The following is a 17,915-nucleotide window of genomic DNA, read 5'->3' as shown; positions in this document are numbered from 1 at the left end:
CTATGCTCCATAGTATAAGATATTATTTGCTCTAATTTAATGACTTTATATCTAATAACAAAGTGCCTAAGTCAATAGTTTTTTTCTAAAAGATCACTGTTTACGGCAAGGGCATTATAATTTTTGGTGGCATTGTCGTATTTTTCTATTTGGAGATAGATATTGCCCTCCAGTAGCGTAATGTGGTTGAGTAGGTTTCTGTCATTGCTAAGTTGTTTAGCTTCATTAAGCATATAAATAGCCTGAAAGTACTTACTGTCTCTATAGAGCAGGGTGGCTTCTATAAATTTGTGAATGGCATTGCCGTAGGGATACGCAATGTCGGTTAAGAGTGTTGTGCCTCTATCCCAATAAAAGAGTGCGCTATCTTCTTTATTTAAATCTAGGTAGAGCAGTGAGAATTTATGATAACAGTCAATTAAGGCCTTAATATCTTCTCGTTTTTCTGCTTCTTCAGTAGCTTTTTGCAAAAAATCTAGCGCAAGTTCCAGATTGTTTTTGTTTTTAAAAATGGTAGCTTGTTCAAACAAATAATGAATATCGTTTTCTGCGGTTATATTCGTTTGAGACCAACCGGATACACCCACAAAAGTGAGCCATAAGCCCATTAGGAGTAGTCGTGTTATTGTATGTAAGGCGTGCGATTTCAAATATATTTTTTGTTCACTAAAAGCGTAATAAGATCTATAATTCTGCTGGAATACCCCATTTCGTTGTCATACCACCCAATAATTTTCACCATGGTACCGATTACGCTAGTCATCTGAGAATCAAACGTACACGAATACAAACTATTGTTTACATCCACAGAAACTATTGGATCTTTGGTGTAGCACAGAATATTTTTCATAGAACTTTGTGCCTTTTTTTCAAAAGTATCATTTATTTCCTCAATTGTCGTTTCTCGTTTAACGTTAAAAGTTATGTCGGTTAAGGATCCATTGGGTACAGGAACTCGAATACCGCACCCTCCTATGACTCCACTAAGTTCGGGAAAAATTTTTGTTATGGCTTTGGCCGCTCCTGTAGTTGTGGGTATTATGGAGAGGGCTCCGGCTCTTGCGCGTCTCAGGTCATGGTGCGGTTGGTCGTGTAGGCTTTGGTCGGTGGTATAAGAATGTATGGTGGTAATATAGGCTTGTGCTATCCCGCAAAGTTCATGGACAATTTTTATCATTGGTGCGGCGTTGTTGGTTGTACACGAGGCATTAGAAATAATATGGTCTTCTGCCGTAATCGTGTTTTCATTTACGCCTAAAACAATCATTTTTATAAGATCGTCTGCAAGTGGTGCGGATAGAATTACTTTTTTAGCACCATTTTTAAGGTGATACAATAACTCCTTTCTCGATTTAAAAATTCCGGTGGCCTCTATTACTACATCTACACGGTAATTGCTCCAAGGAATAGATTGTGGTGAAGCATGGTTTAGAAGGTTTATTTTTTCGAAATTGACTAAAATACCGTCTTTATCCCAGCTTACATCTTCTGCAAAAATACCGTGAATACTATCGTATTTTAATAAGTGCGATAGGGTTCGGCTATCGGCTAAATCATTAATGACAACCACCTTAAATTCGGGATGGTTATGAAGTAATCTAAAAAGGGTTCTGCCGATACGACCAAAACCATTGATCCCTATATGAATATGACTCATCCTATTTTTCGCTGTTACACGAAATTGACTGTGGGGTATGCTGTTATGTGATATGTTTATGTGCTTTGTACGAAGAGCGCACCAAAGCGCCACTTTCTACATGCCGAAATCCCATTTTTAAACCTATTTCTCGATATTTTTGAAATTGGTCCGGTACAATAAATTCCTTAACTGGCAGATGCCTTTTTGAAGGTTGTAAGTACTGGCCAATGGTAACCACATCTACCTGAGCCTTTCTTAAGTCGTCCATGGTTTCTATAACCTCTTCTTCTTTTTCTCCCAACCCAAGCATAATACCCGATTTGGTTCGGGATGCTCCTTTTTCTTTTAAATAGTGTAGCACACCAAGGCTTCGCTCGTATTTTGCTTGAATGCGCACCTCTCTGGTTAATCGTTTTACCGTTTCCATGTTATGCGAAATCACCTCCGGCGCTACCGCAATGATACGATCTAAATGGGCTGTAATGCCCTGAAAATCTGGAATAAGTGTTTCTAAGGTGGTTTGCGGATTCATGCGCCGTATGGCCTTTACCGTTTCAGCCCAAATAATAGAACCCATATCTTTTAAATCATCGCGATCTACGGAAGTAATTACGGCGTGCTTTATTTCCATTATTTTTATCGATCGGGCTACTTTTTCGGGTTCGCTCCAGTCGATGTCTTCGGGTCGGCCGGTTTTAACCCCGCAAAAACCACAGGATCGCGTACAAATATTTCCTAAAATCATGAAAGTTGCCGTGCCTTCACCCCAACATTCACCCATATTAGGGCAACTACCGGAGGTACATATGGTATGAAGCTTATAGGTATCTACCAAGCCTCGTAATTGAGTGTACTTTTTACCGGTGGGGAGTTTTACCCTAAGCCATTTCGGTTTTCCTTTTTGTGGTGGGATTACATTTGATTCTATTTCAACACCCATGCGTAAATTTTTTATCAAAGATACAAAAGTATTTGCGCTTAGAAGCAGGTAAAAGGTATATGAAAAAGAATTACTGTTGCTCCTTGGATTTAATTATTTCGGCTAAAAGTTTTTTGGCTCTGAGTAGTTTTACCTTTACACTGTTAATGGGTTCATTAAGAGTTAGCGCAATGTCTACATAACTTAACTCATTAAAATAGCGAAGATTGATGATGCGCTGGTAGTGCGGTTTAAGTCGCTTTATGCATTGTAATAAAGAGGCCAAATTCTGTTCGGTAATCAGTTGATCTTCTACGGAAGGCGTTTCGTCTAAAACTTTTTTTAAAGCAGCTTCACTATCATTTTCGGAATGTTCCGTAATGGTTCTTTTTCGTTTTCGAAGAAGATCCAGGTGAATATTTTTTGAAATTGTAATGAGCCAGGTTTTAAATTCATACGAGGGGTCGTAGGTGTCAATTTTATCAAATGCTTTGGAAAAGGTTTCAATGGCGATGTCTTCCGCATCGTTTTCATTTTTAGTTCGCTTTAATAGAAATCCGTACACGTCGTTCCAAAAGGTGTCCAATAGCGAACTAAAAGCAACCTGATTGCCCGTTTTGGCCTTTGTTATAGTGTCTCTAAGGGATTGTTCTATTTTTCCCAAGTATAGGGGGTTTGCTGTATGATACTATTGCTTGATAAAACCGCTATGCATTTAAATCTCTTTTGCAATCTTGCTCTTCGGGTAGTTTTCCACAAAATCCGCAAGCCTCACCATTGCGATTAAGAAATGGACTCTGGCTGGCACAAGTCCCTGCAAACTTTCCGTTTTTTTGAGACCAAATTTTAATGGCAATACCACCGAAAGCCAAAGCTAGAAGAACTATGGTAATAAAAACTAATAACATGCTGTACTTTTGGTACAAAGATACGAAATAACCTCGGTTCAAAAGGAGGTTTTAGGAACACTTTAAGAGGGAAATTTTGGCCGTTAATAGGCTATATTGGCCACAATGTTTTCTACGGTTGGCGTAATGTTACCGCCCTTAGGTTCAATAGTGATATAACTCATGGCATTTTCAGCATAGGGTAGGGCAAACATGGCATTTTTATCATGAACTTCCCCGATGACCCCTAAATTGATCATTTCACCGTTAACTTCTGCCCACATCTGAAAGCACTGATTATCGGGTAATTCTGGCAATTTACTTACGTTGATGTACGACAGTTTTTTTATGGGGTTTACATAGGCTACCGCCTTGAGTTCTTTTGCCTTTTTATTCCCACTGACGTTGTATTTTTTGGTTTGTGGATTGTTAAGAATGATGAATTGGTTACGTACATCTTCCAATTGTTCTCGCATAACTACCTCTAAATCTTTAATTTTATTGGTAACCAAGGCGTTTTCTTGTTGTAAACTTTTATTTTGATCGTAGAAAAAATAAGAAGATCCGGCAAAAATCACGGCGGCAATACTTGCTGCGACGGCGTATCGATAGAACTTAGAACGTCCTTTGCGCTCTGTTTTTATTCTGTGTAAAATAATTTCTTTTAGACCCACAGGCGTTTTAACGGCATGCATTCTGGCGAAGGTTTCTAAGTTTTCCTGCAGTTCGTTGTACGTTTCGCGCACTTCGGGGTACATCGCAATATACCGTTCTACCTGCAAGGATTCTTCTTGGTTGGCAGTGCCCAACAAATATTTTTCCAGTACGTCCGAATCTAGAAATATTTTTATTTTTTCTTTCATGTGTTTATTTTTTATTACTGTTAAGTGGTCACATGGAACGCCATACGCTGATCATTCCTCTTTGCGTCACTATTTGTACACGGGCGTTTCATGCGATTATATCATTTTAATAAATCGGTCATGCTTCAACTGCGCTCAGTACAAGAATGTAACTCCTCAATAATCATTCTCCCCTGTGTTATACTTTTCCTCTTGTATCGTTTTAAGACCTTTCTATGGTCTTGAAAATAAAAATTTTATTAAAAAAACAGCGTTGCGATAAGGCCCCATATCATAGACGATCCGTATATTTTTTTTAATTCTCTTAGGCCAATTTTTAATCTAGATTTTATGGTACCCAAGGGTATGTTCAGTTCTTCGCTGGCTTCTTGTTGTGTCATCCCTTGAAAAAAAAGGGCGTCCAAAACAATTTGATACTTGGGTTCTATTTTTTCCAGATGCTCTTGGACATCCATTAATTCCGATCGTGTGCTTTCAATTCCTAAAGTAAATACGTTGGAAACGTCAATTTGGATTTCTCTGTCAGACTTTGTGTTGGCGCTTCTTAATTTGTCGATGGCTGTATTTCGCGTTATTCTAAAAAGCCATGTAAATAGTTTTGCTTTTGAAGCATCGTACGAATCTGAATTTTTCCAAATTTTTATGAAGGTTTCCTGAAGTACATCTTGAGCCAATTCTTCATCCCGAACCACCTTTTTCGCCACACCGTACAAGGTATCCCCATAATGCTCGTACAACAGGGAAATGGCTTTTTCGTTTCGTTCCTTAAGGAGTTCAACAATGTGGTTTTCAAGCAGGATACTCATTGGTTATTTGTGCTTCAAAAAATTAGGGGCGTTCAGAATCCAAAATAGGATTTATTCCGTATATACTTTAAACGCTAAGGTATAAAATTGATTGTTATACAAAGCGCTATCATAAAGTTTTATAGCATAAATATGCATCTGGTAAATGCATATTTAGTTTTGGTTAGTTTGGTTTGGTATAACCCCTGCACATTATGTGTGGGGGTTATTTTATAATATTAACCTCGGGTTCTATGGTAATTTGGAACCGGCTCTGCACATCCGAGATTATCCGTTGTGCCAAATGGAGAATGTCTTGTCCGGATGCATTTCCGTAATTTACCAAAACAAGAGCCTGATGCGCATGCACACCGGCATCACCAAAGCGCTTCCCTTTATACCCACAACGTTCTATTAACCATCCGGCGGGAATTTTATAAGTGCTATCCGATATTTTGTAATACGGAATGTCCGGATAGGTCGCTTTTAAGTGATGAAAGGATGTAGCATTAATTACGGGATTTTTAAAAAAACTGCCACTATTGCCAATTTCGGAAGGATCTGGAAGCTTGCTTTGGCGTATGGCAATAACGGCATTAGAAATAGCCTTTGGTGTGGCACGGCGTATGTTTTGTTGAGCAAGGTGCGACTCAATGGCGCCGTAAGTGGTGTTTATAGCGTGATTTTTTTTGGTCAGTTTTAGCCTTACAGAAACAATGACGTATTTTCCCTTTCCTTCATTTTTGAAATAGGAGTCCCGATAGTCAAACTTACATGCTTCTTTCGAAAATTGGTGTATCACTTGTGTGTTCTGTTCCATGGCTTCGCAACGTTCAAAAACATCCTTTAATTCTACGCCGTAGGCGCCTATGTTCTGAATGGGTGCCGTTCCGGTGTTTCCAGGAATTAGTGATAAATTTTCGAGTCCGCCATACCCTTGGTCTAAAGTCCACACTACCATCTGATGCCAATTTTCACCGGCCATGACTTCTACGATGACAGTGTCATCGTCTTCATGTAGTACCCGAATACCTTTTAAATTTACATAAATAACCAAGGCTTCAAGGTCTTGGGTAAGAAGCATATTGCTGCCGCCTCCAAGGATAAGAATTTCGGGGAAGTCTGTGCGCTGTAGGACGTTTTTTAGTTCTGCGATGGTGGTAACTTCACAAAAATACCTTGCTTTTACAGCTATGCCAAAGGTATTGTATGTCTTTAAGGATATATTTTCAAGAATTTCCATTAAGCATTATAGGTTTCCAAGGCAACCGAAAGAATTTTAATGGCTCGGGTAAGTACGTCTTTTTCCAACACATAGGCGATGCGAATTTGGTTGCGTCCTAAGTTCGGCGTTGCATAAAAGCCCGCTGCGGGTGCTACCATTACGGTTTCATTATTGTGACTAAAATCTTTTAACAGCCATTTCGCAAAATCGTCCGCATCAGTTACGGGAAGCTCCACAATACAATAAAATGCCCCTTGAGGTCGTGCTACTTTAACTCCTTTTATTTCATTCAATGCTTTGATGAGTATATTTCTTCGTTCTTCATACGCGTGCCGCACTTCATCAAAATAGCTTTGCGGGGTGTCTAAGGCGGCTTCACTGGCCAACAAGGCATAGGTAGGCGGCGACAACCGAGCCTGTGCAAATTTTATAGCCGTTTGTATTACGTCTTTGTTCCTAGAAATAAAATATCCAATGCGGGCACCGCACATACTGTATCTTTTAGAAACAGAGTCTACTACTATGGCGTGTTCGTTTAATCCCTTTTCCTGTAAAATGGAATAATGTGCTTTGTTATCATATACAAATTCTCTGTACACTTCATCTGCAATTAAAAACAGATTGTGTTTTTTAACCAAAGAAGCCAACTGCTGTATTTCATCTTTGGTATACAAATACCCTGTAGGGTTGCCCGGATTGCAAATGAGTATGGCTTTGGTTTTTTTGGTAATATGTTTTTCAAAATCGGCTATGGGTGGGAGCGCAAAATTGGTATTGAAGTCTGATGAGATAGGCACAATATGCACTCCGGCGGCTACTGAAAAACCGGAATAGTTGGCATAAAAGGGTTCAGGGACAATAATCTCATCCTCCGGATCGGCAATACTTGCCATGGCAAAGGATAAGGCTTCCGATCCGCCCGTAGTTACAATGATTTCATCTTTGGTTATGGCAACATCTTGTTTTTTATAATAGGCGGCAATTTTCTCTCTGTAGATTTCAGACCCCTCTGTTCTGCTGTATTCCAGTACTTCAAAGGTGTTATTTTTTACCGCCTCTAAGGCAATTTGAGGTGTTTTAATATCGGGCTGCCCAATGTTTAGGTGTATCACATGTATTCCATTTTTTTTTGCCTGTTCGGCAAAGGGCACCAATTTTCGGATTGGAGATTCGGGCATTAATTGCCCTTTTCGGGAAATGGAAGGCATAAATCGTTATTTTTCACAAAATTGGGAAATCGTAATGGACAAAACAATAATTAATCGGTTTATTTAATGTCTATTCGTGACAACTTCATCTCGTACAATCCTATTTTAGGAATACGTTAATAACGCTATTGTTTGAAGTTTCTGAGGGGGTCTTCTAAATTTTTAGAAAAGAGGATCTGAATAAAAAAGGAAATTAGTGTGTTTTTGATAGCGTTTATTTTGTTACATAACGTACACATGTACCCGTAATGTGGGGTAGTGATAAGCGCATAGGATTATATTTTCAATATAAAGATTCGCCGACCCTCGGGTCGGGGTTTCCTATTTACCTCTCCTTTGGAGAGGTTGGAACTGCCTTTTTGCAGTTCCGGGTGAGGTAAAATACAAAATTTCGGTTTTTGGTCTAAAGGCCAAAATGAAACTGGCGAAACACCCCTATGGCTTGCCTCGGGGATAGTCAGTTTCAAGAAATTTTTTATTAAAAAAAGCCCGCAACGTAATGGCGGGCTTACACATTTTAGAATAAATTAAGGTAAGGCATTTCCTTTAACCTCTCCTTTAATTTTCAATACTTTTGTGGGGGTGTCTGCATTAGAAATAACGGTAATGGCTTTGCGGATGGGACCCACTCTTTCGGTATCGTATTTTACCTGAATTTCCCCAGTTTTACCCGGTAAAATTGGATCTTCGGGTTTTTTAGGAATAGTGCAACCGCAACTAGATGTAACATTGCTGATGATTAAGGGCGCCGAACCGGTATTGGTAAATTGAAATACCCGAACTCCATCGCTTCCTTTGGCAATTTCACCGTAATCTACAGTTTCCGTTTTAAATTGAATTTTAGCCACCTTATCTTGAGCTGAAAGCTGCATTCCGAGTAGGCCAACAAATAAAACCAGTATTACTTTTTTCATCGTTTTTAGTTTTGGGTTAATCTCAAATGTAAATGTTTTTAAAGGAACATCAAAATCCTTGTTTGTTATATACTAACGTTCGTTATTTTTGTTTCGTATTTCAAAATGGGCTAGTTCGCAAGAATTAGGTTATTTTCGCATGCTTAAAACACATAGTATTAAAAAGCCCGTTGAGGTTTTTCAAAAATCATACCGAAAATATGAAAATTCCATTAAAATATGAACCTCAAGCTTTGGAAGAGCGATGGTATGCCTACTGGATGAAACATAATTATTTTCATTCCACACCAGATCAACGAGAACCTTACACCATTGTTATTCCGCCACCTAATGTAACCGGGGTGCTTCATATGGGTCATATGTTGAATAATACGATACAAGATGTACTAATTCGCAAGGCGCGCCTCATGGGTAAAAATGCCTGCTGGGTACCCGGTACAGATCATGCTTCAATAGCTACAGAAGCCAAAGTAGTGGCGAAGCTAAAGGAACAAGGCATTCGAAAAGCCGATATAAGTCGCAATGAATTCTTGAAACATGCTTGGGATTGGACGCATGAATATGGCGGGGTTATTTTAGAACAACTTAAAAAATTGGGTTGCTCATGCGATTGGGATCGCACGGCCTTTACCATGGATGACAATATGTCAGCCTCTGTAATTAAAGTGTTTGTAGATTTGTATAATAAAGGATTGATATACAGGGGTTACCGAATGGTGCACTGGGATCCGGAAGCCAAAACCACCCTTTCTGATGAGGAGGTCATTTATGAGGAAAAACAAGGATTACTCTATTACCTTTCCTATGCCATTGAAGATTCTGATGAAAAGGTGACTATTGCTACTACGCGACCGGAGACTATTTTGGGCGATACGGCCATTTGCATTCATCCTGATGACGAAAGATATGCTCATTTAAAGGGGAAAAGAGCTATTGTGCCTATATGTAACAGAACCATACCAATCATCACCGATACGTATGTAGATATGGAATTTGGTACGGGGTGTTTAAAGGTTACTCCGGCACACGACACTAACGATTGGGCATTAGGTCAGAAACATGCGTTAGAAACCATCGATATTTTTAATGCAGACGGAACCCTAAACCATTATGGTCTTCATTATACAGGGAAAGATCGTTTTGAGGTTCGTAAAGAAATTGCAAAGGAGTTAGAGGATGGCGAATTTTTGTTGCGGACAGAAAATTATATCAACAAGGTGGGTACTTCGGAACGTACCAAGGCAGTCATAGAACCTCGTCTCTCCGATCAATGGTTCTTGAAGATGGAAGATTTGGTAAAACCGGCCATAAAAGCGGTGTTAGAAGATGAGACTGTAAAGCTTTTTCCTAAGAAATTTGAAAATACCTATCGGCATTGGATGGAAAATATTCGCGATTGGAACATTTCTAGACAATTATGGTGGGGCCAACAAATACCTGCGTACTATTATGGGGATGGCAAGGACGATTTTGTTGTAGCCGAAACCCGTGAAGAAGCACTACAAAAAGCTAAGGAAAAACTAGCAACGACAGGAAATCCATTGTCAAATTCACTAACCTTAAACCAGCTAAAGCAAGATGACGATGCCTTAGATACCTGGTTTTCTTCGTGGCTATGGCCTATAAGTGTGTTCAATGGGATTTTGGAACCTGACAATAAAGAAATAAATTATTACTATCCCACCAATGATTTGGTTACCGGTCCGGATATTCTCTTCTTTTGGGTAGCGCGGATGATTATTGCAGGATATGAGTTTAGAGGCAACAAACCCTTTGAAAACGTATATCTTACAGGATTGGTTCGTGATGGGCAACGGCGTAAAATGTCCAAATCTTTGGGCAATTCCCCCGATGCACTTAAATTGATTGAAAATTATGGTGCCGATGGTGTTCGTGTGGGCTTATTGTTAAGTGCTGCTGCGGGAAATGATTTATTATTTGATGAAGCACTTTGCCAACAAGGAAAAAACTTTGCCAATAAAATTTGGAATGCCTTTCGACTTGTTAAAGGGTGGGAGGTACGTGCACTTCCCCAACCGGAGGCTTCAAAACTGGGTATAGTATGGTATCAATCTAAATTTAACCAAACGCTGTTAGAGATTGAAGATCATTTTTCCAAATACCGCATTTCCGATGCCTTAATGGCCATATATAAATTGGTTTGGGATGATTTCTGCTCATGGCTTTTAGAAATTGTAAAACCGGCCTATCAGCAACCCATAGATACAGCTACTTTTAATGCCATAATTGCTTTGTTTGAAGATAATTTAAAACTGCTACATCCATTTATGCCGTTTTTATCCGAAGATATTTGGCAACAAATTGCAGAAAGAACACCGCAACAGGCACTTATAATTGCTAAATGGCCCGAATCTAAGGAAATACAACTGGAGGTAATTAAAGGTTTTGACTTTGCGGCAGAGGTAATTTCCGGAATACGCACCGTTCGCAAAGAAAAAAATATTCCCATGAAAGAGTCCCTAGAACTTTCACTTTTGAATGAAGAAGGAATTGCGGCTACGTGGGATGTGGTTATTGCCAAACTCACCAATGTTTCAAAAATCAGTTATGTTGACGTTACTGTAGAGGGTGCCTTAACGTTTCGGGTAAAAAGTAATGAGTATTTTATTCCGATACACGGTGCAATTGATATGGAGGCCGAAATTAAGAAGATAGAAGAAGAACTAACCTACACCAAAGGCTTCTTGCAATCGGTTCAGAAAAAGCTGGGTAACGAACGTTTTGTAAACAATGCTCCGGAGCAAGTTATTGCCATGGAACGAAAAAAGCAAGCCGACGCCGAAGCTAAAATTGAAACTTTAGAAAAGAGTTTGGCGAGTTTACGCTAAAACAATTTATTTTCATGAAACAGAGCTGTTTTTATGATAGAGACGTTTAAAAATAGAGATACGAACCTTTCAGAATCCGAGGCGGCTGTAAGCATTTCTCCAGAGGCTTTAGATCAATGCCTCGGGGTACTGCAGTTTTTAGCTCAAAATCCTCATGAAGTACTAGGTCTTGCAACCGATAAGCGGATTGCTATTTTAAAAGCAGCCGGAATACTTTCCAGACCTAATAGGGACGAGTTTAAACAATGGAAAAAAGATTCGGAAAAGGCTGCAAAACGTAAAGTACAAGAACGAGATAAGCATGCGCGAAAGAAAACCGGAATACGAAGTGCAAGAGAAGCCGCGGTTTTCGTAGCACCCAAATTGCTTGCAGCGCCCAATTTGGAAAATTTGAAAGAACGGGAGCTAAAATCACCCCGAAACTGCTATGTCTGCAAGAGCAGCTATACCAAGTTGCATCATTTTTATGATGCCATGTGCACAGAATGCGGCGATTTTAACTATGCCAAAAGATTTCAGACGGCAGATCTCAGCGGTCAGGTGGCCATTGTTACCGGAGCGCGACTTAAAATAGGGTACCATATTACGCTTTGTTTGCTTCGGTCCGGTGCCACGGTCATTGCTACTACACGCTTTCCTGTAGATGCGGCTCTTAGGTTTTCGCACGAAGCAGATTTTCAGGATTGGGGACATCGACTTAACGTGCATGGTTTGGATTTGAGACATATTCCGAGTGTTGAAATCTTTTGCAATTTTGTAGCGCAACAATACGATCGTTTGGATATTCTTATCAACAATGCAGCGCAAACGGTAAGACGGCCTTCCGGATTTTATCAGCATTTAATAAAAAATGAGGAAATACCTATAGCGGCACTACCCCCAAACGCTCAGGAAATATTAGCAGGACATCAGTATTGTTTAACGGAGTTAAAGGCACTTTCAAAGGATAGTTCCAAAGATCAAAATAATACATTACCGGTATCCTGGCAGGCCCCGGAACCGGGCATTGGTATTCGCGCTTCGGCAAAATTATCGCAAATACCCTATAGTTTTGACACTTCGCTCTCTATAAAGGAAGTATTTCCAGAGGGGCAGTTGGATGCCGATTTGCAGCAGGTTGATCTGCGCAAGACGAATAGCTGGCGATTAAAATTAGGGGAAATTGAAACGGCTGAAATGGTAGAAGTGCAATTGGTAAACGCTGTGGCACCTTTTGTACTTTGCAATAGGCTTTCATCATTAATGCGAAGGGACAACACAGGTAAAAAACAAATAATTAATGTTTCTGCAATGGAGGGTAAATTTCACCGGTTTCGCAAAGAAGACCGTCACCCACATACCAATATGGCCAAGGCCGCTCTAAATATGATGACCCATACGGCGGCTTCAGATTTTGCCAAAGATGGTATTTTTATGAATGCTGTAGACACGGGCTGGGTAACCGATGAAGATCCTATCGAACTTTCAAAACGAAAAGAAGAACAACATGATTTTCAGCCACCTTTAGATATTGTAGACGGCGCCGCAAGAGTTCTAGATCCATTAATTGACGGTATGCATACAGGAACATTTTGGTGCGGTAAATTCCTAAAGGACTACAAGCCCATCGATTGGTAACCTAATTGCGTGGGATTTGTACCTTTGTATTCATGATACTTACGGGGATTTAAGTAGCGCACAAATCATCAAATATAACAGCTTAAGAGATCGAAAATTTTTCGCCAATTTTGGTGTAGTAACGTCAATGGGTGCGTAAGGGCAAAAGAAATTATTAAAGGTCTACTAAGGCGCTGTAGTTTCGTAACGAATAAAAGACAATCGGATTGCTTTGAAAAAGAGAAACCTCATTATCGTCATTTTTGTCGTTTCTGTGCTAGGACTGGCCTACATACAGTACAAGTATTTGGAGATAGGCCTTAATTTAGCCAAGGTACAATTCAATAAAAAAATTGCGCAAACCGGTCAGATTATAAAATCGGAATTAACCCAAAAGGACGGACTCACCTTTTTATTGGGCGAGGCTTTATTGGAAAATAACGCCTATTTTAAGATGAGCGTAGACAGCATAAAGGATGCCTCTAACTATTTTCTAAACGATTATATTACATCCCGACTTGTAGATAGCGGTATTGAAGCAGATTTTACCTATTCCCTTTATGCCAAGGATAGTACGTACTTTCTAAAGTCGCCCAAAGTGTTTACGCCTACTGAAAGAAGGAACGCTTACCCTATAGAACTCGAGGGTTACCTTCCTTCCCTTGTAGAAAAAAGATTAATTTTGGAATTACAGTTTAGGGATATTCATAATTATTTTCTTTTTCAGCTCAATGGGCTTACTATTCCCAGCCTCCTTTTTATGCTTGCTATTGTGGCGGTTGTGGTTTGGGTATTGCGGTCCTTTTATTGGCAGCGAAATATAATCATGACGACCAACGAATTTGTCAACAATTTAACTCATGAGCTACGAACGCCTGTTTTTGCCATAGGGTTGGCTACAAAAATTTTAGAAGAAGATCTTCAACCCAAAAAGAAGCCGATCCTAAAAATTATAAAACATGAGTTAGACAGGCTAAATGCACATATCGATAAAGTTTTAGAGATGGGGAGTTTGGAAAGTGGTAAAACCATTTTTAAACTAACACCCCTAGATATGCGATCGTTACTCCAAAATATCTGTGAAGATTTTAAGCAATTGACCATTCTAGAGGACGTTCAATTTTCTTATGAACTTGAATCCGGAGAATATATAATTAAGGGCGAAGCGTCGCATTTAGAAAATGCAGTGAATAATGTATTAGATAATGCCAAGAAGTACGCCGAAAAACCGCAGATTTTGCTACAGGCTTTTGTCAGAGACAAAAAAGTACATATTGCCATTTCAGACAATGGACGAGGTATAAGTAAAGCAGATAAATCTCGTATTTTTCAGAAATACTACAGGGTACCCAATGGTAATTTGTATCAAGTAAAAGGGTATGGCCTTGGTCTTAATTACGTAAAAAAAGTAATGGAAGGTCATCGGGCTAAAATTAAGGTTGAAAGTGCCGAAGGAGTGGGGACTACCATTACCCTTATCATACCATTAATAAGCGCGCAATGACATATAAACTACTCCTAGTTGAAGATGATCCTTCTTTGGGTTATGTGCTTTCAGAATATCTTTTGATGAAGGGATTTCGGGTACAATGGGTTAAAAACGCAGAAGAATGCCTATTGAAATTAAATTCCAACAGATATGACTTAGCCATTTTGGATGTAATGCTTCCGGATACTGACGGATTTGAGTTGGCTAAAAAAATTCAAGAACACTTTGCAGAATTGCCTTTTCTCTTTCTTACGGCACGGGGCATGAAAATCGACGTTTTAAAAGGCTTTGCTATGGGTGCCGTAGATTATCTTAAAAAGCCCATAGACGAGGAAGAGTTGGTGGTGCGCATTAGAACGTTGCTTCAAAGACTATCTCCTGTGGGTAGAGAAAATAAGGATGTTGATGGGTCTCTGCTACAAATTGGAAAATATACCTTGAACCGTAAGAACCAAGAACTCCTTTTCGAAAACAAAGTGCATAAATTAACGCAACGCGAAAACGAGTTACTTACCTATTTGGCGTTGCATAAAAACCAATTGTGTAGTCATCGTGATATTTTAATCCAAATTTGGGGAGAAAATGACTATTTTAACCGAAAAAGCCTCAATGTATTTGTAACCCATTTGCGCAAGTATCTTCGCCAAGATCCTTCAGTTAGGATAGAAAATGTACACGGGGGCGGATTTATTCTTAAAACAGACACGTTGTAAATTAAAATAATTTAAAGTAGTTGGTGTCCTGCAGCGTCGTATTTTGATGGATACTACGGTATGATAGAAAAGGGAAGACTAAAGTAAAATGAGTATCTTTAACCGAGGCTCTATACCTTATGGAAACATACGCCACAGCACTTTTATACGCCATTCCCTTCTTCATAGCCCTGTTGTTGCTAGAGATTTTATATGGGCATTTCGTAAAAAGGCAAACGCATACGGTTTTGGATACGGTAGCCAGTATCAGCTCCGGACTTACCAACGTTATAAAAGATTCCTTAGGCTTGGCTGTAATTTTAGTAAGCTATCCTTTCTTAGTATCTCATGTAGCTATTTTTAATATTGAAACAACGTGGTTGGTATGGGTGTTAGGCTTTGTTATACTAGATTTTGCCGGGTATTGGAACCATCGGTTGAGTCACCAAATCAATATTTTTTGGAATCAGCATGTCATACACCACAGCAGCGAAGAATTTAATTTGGCTTGTGCATTACGACAACCTATTTCAAATCTGCTAGGGTATTTTTCTATTTTGTTACTGCCAGCAGCCGTATTAGGGGTTCCCAATTCGGTTGTGGCTATTTTGGCGCCTGTGCATCTGTTTGCCCAATTCTGGTACCATACCCAGCACATCGGAAAATTGGGATGGTTAGAGTACTTTATAGTAACGCCATCGCAGCACCGTGTACATCATGCCATAAACCCGGAATATATTGATAAAAATCTTGGACAGATCTTTTGTGTGTGGGACCGTATTTTTGGTACATTTCAAGAAGAGTTAGATGCCGTGAAACCGCAGTTTGGTGTGTTAAAGCCCGCCGGAACTTGGAATCCGGTGGTCATCAATTTTCAGCACTTATGGCGGTTGCTAAAGGACGCGTGGCACACCAAAAATTTTTGGGATAAATGGCGCATTTGGTTTATGCCTACAGGATGGCGCCCCGCCGATATACAAGATAAATTCCCAATATCCGTAATAACTGATGTCTATCATTTTAAAAAATATGCCACCCCTTGGTCTTCCTTTTTTAAGGTGTATATTGTAGGTCAACTACTGGCTAATTTGTGCTTTATGTTATTTTTGTTTTATAATTTTGAGCATATTGGATCTAGCAATTCACTCATTTATGGTATTTTTATACTCCTTAGTGTTTTTAGCTACACCGCCCTGATGGATCAGCATAGGTATGCCATTTGGTCAGAGCTTTTTAGGGCGTTAGCAGGGGTGTTTTTTATTATAGTATCGGGAAATTGGTTTGGCATTAATGTGCTTTTTGTTTCCGGAGATCGTTGGGTTCTACTCTATTTTGTTACTACTATTTTAGGTAGCGTTTACTTCGGATTTTGGGAGTTGACCAAACGAAAAGAGGTCGTATCCGTATAATCTTAGATATTTTTTGGACACGTACTGTGATGGTGTAGTTCTCTGCAAGCTGAAAAGCCAACCGAATAGATAAAAAATAGTACTTGGATAGATGTTGTAAAAGCGAACAAGCAATTAAATGATAGCGAAAGCATCAGAAGATTAGTTGGTTCGACTATGGTAAAAAGAAACATAGCAATAAAACATTCTGATGACAAATATTCATTTACGAAGGCTTATAAACTATTCATTGACTTTGTCAGAGAGTTGATAAAAACTGGAATGAATGATACAAACACATAGATTGTGACAAACAAACCTTCAAATACAAAATTCTTCACGCAAATTGTTGATTTGCTACAATCAGCAAGAAGTAAAATAGTACGTACTGTTAACCAAACAATGGTACTCACCTATTTTGAAATTGGGAGAATGATTGTAGAGGAAGAACAAGGTGGAAAAGAAAGAGCTGACTATGGAAAGAAAGTTATAAAAGAACTTTCAAAAGTTTTGACTAATGAATTTGGTAAAGGGTTTTCAGATAGAAACATAGAGCAAATGAGGCAATTTTACCTTGTTTACTCAAAACCGCAAACACCGTCTGCGGATTTTAAAGGAATATCGCAAACATCGTCTGCGGAATCTGAAAATGCCATTTCCATAACATCGTCTCGGAATTTTAATTTGAGTTGGTCGCACTACCTGAAACTAATGCGGATTGATGATGAAAATGAGCGAAAATTCTATGAGATTGAATCGTCTAAAAACAATTGGAGCGTAAGGGAATTGCAACGTCAGTTTGATGCTGCTTTATATACAAGATTGGTGCTAAGTAGAGACAAAGAAAAAGTAAAAGAACTTTCTGAAAAAGGATTGGTATTTGAAAAACCAAAAGATGCTATTAAAGACCCTTATATTCTTGAATTTATTGGACTTCCTGAACATTCGTCTTTTTCAGAAAGCGACCTTGAACAAGAGTTAATAGACAAACTTGAACACTTTTTATTAGAACTTGGCAACGGATTTACATTTGTTGCCCGACAAAAACGAATTTCCTTTGATGATAAGCATTTTAGAATTGACTTGGTTTTTTATAACCGAATTTTGAAATGCTTTGTATTGATTGACCTAAAAATCGGAGAAATCAAACATCAAGACCTCGGACAAATGCAAATGTATGCGAATTACTATGACAAAGAAGTTAGACTTGAAGATGAAAATAAAACAATTGGAATAGTACTGTGCAAAGACAAAAACGAATCGGTAGTGGAATACACTTTGCCTGAAAACAATGAACAGATTTTTGCAAGTAAATATCAAACCGTTTTACCAAGTAAAGAAGAATTGAAACTATTAATAAACGAACGGGAAAGCCAACGCTAAAAGCCATACACATTTGCAATTACTCGCGCATTTTAAATTAGTTTTTGGAGTTCGTGAACTTCGTTTCGCACCAGCCAA

At 39.0% G+C, this 17,915-nt stretch carries 16 protein-coding genes; 6 read left to right on the top strand and 10 right to left on the bottom strand.

All coding sequences use genetic code 11. From position 1 onward, the window contains the following. Positions 1-71: 71 nt before the first annotated feature. The 10 genes from U1E44_RS12245 to U1E44_RS12200 form a co-directional block, all read right to left on the bottom strand. Entirely contained in the window at positions 72-608 is a 537-nt protein-coding gene (locus U1E44_RS12245; RefSeq protein WP_322931379.1) for a hypothetical protein, read from the bottom strand. Between the two features lie 38 nt (positions 609-646). After that, entirely contained in the window at positions 647-1,657 is a 1,011-nt protein-coding gene (gene gap, locus U1E44_RS12240) for a type I glyceraldehyde-3-phosphate dehydrogenase (protein WP_322931378.1), read from the bottom strand. Between the two features lie 43 nt (positions 1,658-1,700). After that, the gene (gene lipA, locus U1E44_RS12235; protein ID WP_322931377.1) at positions 1,701-2,579 is read right to left on the bottom strand and encodes a lipoyl synthase; all 879 of its coding nucleotides are present in this window, start codon (positions 2,577-2,579) and stop codon (positions 1,701-1,703) included. A gap of 70 nt (positions 2,580-2,649) precedes the next feature. After that, positions 2,650-3,222 (bottom strand): RNA polymerase sigma factor, encoded by a 573-nt coding sequence (locus U1E44_RS12230; protein ID WP_322931376.1) that lies wholly within the window; start codon positions 3,220-3,222, stop codon positions 2,650-2,652. A gap of 43 nt (positions 3,223-3,265) precedes the next feature. After that, positions 3,266-3,466 carry a hypothetical protein gene (locus tag U1E44_RS12225; protein WP_322931375.1) on the bottom strand — a complete coding sequence of 67 codons (201 nt, stop codon included), beginning with the start codon at positions 3,464-3,466 and terminating at the stop codon, positions 3,266-3,268. An 83-nt stretch (positions 3,467-3,549) separates the two neighbouring features. Beyond that, positions 3,550-4,308 carry an anti-sigma factor gene (locus U1E44_RS12220; RefSeq protein ID WP_322931374.1) on the bottom strand — a complete coding sequence of 253 codons (759 nt, stop codon included), beginning with the start codon at positions 4,306-4,308 and terminating at the stop codon, positions 3,550-3,552. 239 nt (positions 4,309-4,547) lie between these two features. Next, positions 4,548-5,114: an RNA polymerase sigma factor gene (locus U1E44_RS12215; protein ID WP_322931373.1), complete on the bottom strand. Its 567-nt coding sequence runs from the start codon at positions 5,112-5,114 to the stop codon at positions 4,548-4,550. Between the two features lie 205 nt (positions 5,115-5,319). Then, positions 5,320-6,336: a UDP-N-acetylmuramate dehydrogenase gene (murB, locus tag U1E44_RS12210; RefSeq protein ID WP_322931372.1), complete on the bottom strand. Its 1,017-nt coding sequence runs from the start codon at positions 6,334-6,336 to the stop codon at positions 5,320-5,322. Beyond that, the gene (locus tag U1E44_RS12205) at positions 6,336-7,526 is read right to left on the bottom strand and encodes a pyridoxal phosphate-dependent aminotransferase (RefSeq protein ID WP_322931371.1); all 1,191 of its coding nucleotides are present in this window, start codon (positions 7,524-7,526) and stop codon (positions 6,336-6,338) included. The genes murB and U1E44_RS12205 overlap by 1 nt, the downstream gene beginning before the upstream one ends. A 527-nt stretch (positions 7,527-8,053) precedes the next feature. Continuing rightward, positions 8,054-8,440, bottom strand: coding sequence for a DUF1573 domain-containing protein (locus U1E44_RS12200; protein ID WP_322931370.1), 387 nt, complete (start codon positions 8,438-8,440; stop codon positions 8,054-8,056). 200 nt (positions 8,441-8,640) lie between these two features. On the opposite strand from U1E44_RS12200, the gene U1E44_RS12195 reads away from it, so the two are divergent. From U1E44_RS12195 to U1E44_RS12170, 6 genes are all read left to right on the top strand, one after another. Next, a complete protein-coding gene (locus U1E44_RS12195) occupies positions 8,641-11,289 on the top strand; it encodes a valine--tRNA ligase (protein WP_322931369.1) in 2,649 nt (882 codons plus the stop codon). A gap of 33 nt (positions 11,290-11,322) precedes the next feature. Further along, positions 11,323-12,906: an SDR family oxidoreductase gene (locus U1E44_RS12190; protein WP_322931368.1), complete on the top strand. Its 1,584-nt coding sequence runs from the start codon at positions 11,323-11,325 to the stop codon at positions 12,904-12,906. Between the two features lie 211 nt (positions 12,907-13,117). Further along, a complete protein-coding gene (locus tag U1E44_RS12185; RefSeq protein WP_322931367.1) occupies positions 13,118-14,389 on the top strand; it encodes a sensor histidine kinase in 1,272 nt (423 codons plus the stop codon). Beyond that, positions 14,386-15,087: a response regulator transcription factor gene (locus U1E44_RS12180; RefSeq protein ID WP_322931366.1), complete on the top strand. Its 702-nt coding sequence runs from the start codon at positions 14,386-14,388 to the stop codon at positions 15,085-15,087. The genes U1E44_RS12185 and U1E44_RS12180 overlap by 4 nt, the downstream gene beginning before the upstream one ends. A gap of 119 nt (positions 15,088-15,206) precedes the next feature. Continuing rightward, complete coding sequence (locus U1E44_RS12175; RefSeq protein WP_322931365.1) at positions 15,207-16,475, top strand: sterol desaturase family protein; 1,269 nt, start codon at positions 15,207-15,209, stop codon at positions 16,473-16,475. Positions 16,476-16,760: 285 nt separating this feature from the next. Further along, entirely contained in the window at positions 16,761-17,837 is a 1,077-nt protein-coding gene (locus tag U1E44_RS12170; protein ID WP_322931364.1) for a PDDEXK nuclease domain-containing protein, read from the top strand. Positions 17,838-17,915: the final 78 nt, after the last annotated feature.

This window comes from Aurantibrevibacter litoralis (genome assembly GCF_034651555.1).
Classification (GTDB): domain Bacteria; phylum Bacteroidota; class Bacteroidia; order Flavobacteriales; family Flavobacteriaceae; genus Aurantibrevibacter; species Aurantibrevibacter litoralis.
The sequence above is the reverse complement of the archived record's forward strand: the minus strand, read 5'-3'. Positions and strand labels throughout refer to the sequence as shown.

Excerpts from the sequence above, each read along its gene's own strand:
- U1E44_RS12245 (WP_322931379.1), bottom strand. The coding sequence starts at position 608 with ATGGGCTTATGGCTCACTTTTGTGGGTGTATCCGGTTGGTCTCAAACG.
- gap (WP_322931378.1), bottom strand. The coding sequence starts at position 1,657 with ATGAGTCATATTCATATAGGGATCAATGGTTTTGGTCGTATCGGCAGA.
- lipA (WP_322931377.1), bottom strand. The coding sequence starts at position 2,579 with ATGGGTGTTGAAATAGAATCAAATGTAATCCCACCACAAAAAGGAAAA.
- U1E44_RS12225 (WP_322931375.1), bottom strand. The coding sequence starts at position 3,466 with ATGTTATTAGTTTTTATTACCATAGTTCTTCTAGCTTTGGCTTTCGGT.
- U1E44_RS12220 (WP_322931374.1), bottom strand. The coding sequence starts at position 4,308 with ATGAAAGAAAAAATAAAAATATTTCTAGATTCGGACGTACTGGAAAAA.
- U1E44_RS12215 (WP_322931373.1), bottom strand. The coding sequence starts at position 5,114 with ATGAGTATCCTGCTTGAAAACCACATTGTTGAACTCCTTAAGGAACGA.
- murB (WP_322931372.1), bottom strand. The coding sequence starts at position 6,336 with ATGGAAATTCTTGAAAATATATCCTTAAAGACATACAATACCTTTGGC.
- U1E44_RS12205 (WP_322931371.1), bottom strand. The coding sequence starts at position 7,526 with ATGCCTTCCATTTCCCGAAAAGGGCAATTAATGCCCGAATCTCCAATC.
- U1E44_RS12200 (WP_322931370.1), bottom strand. The coding sequence starts at position 8,440 with ATGAAAAAAGTAATACTGGTTTTATTTGTTGGCCTACTCGGAATGCAG.
- U1E44_RS12195 (WP_322931369.1), top strand. The coding sequence starts at position 8,641 with ATGAAAATTCCATTAAAATATGAACCTCAAGCTTTGGAAGAGCGATGG.
- U1E44_RS12190 (WP_322931368.1), top strand. The coding sequence starts at position 11,323 with ATGATAGAGACGTTTAAAAATAGAGATACGAACCTTTCAGAATCCGAG.
- U1E44_RS12180 (WP_322931366.1), top strand. The coding sequence starts at position 14,386 with ATGACATATAAACTACTCCTAGTTGAAGATGATCCTTCTTTGGGTTAT.
- U1E44_RS12175 (WP_322931365.1), top strand. The coding sequence starts at position 15,207 with ATGGAAACATACGCCACAGCACTTTTATACGCCATTCCCTTCTTCATA.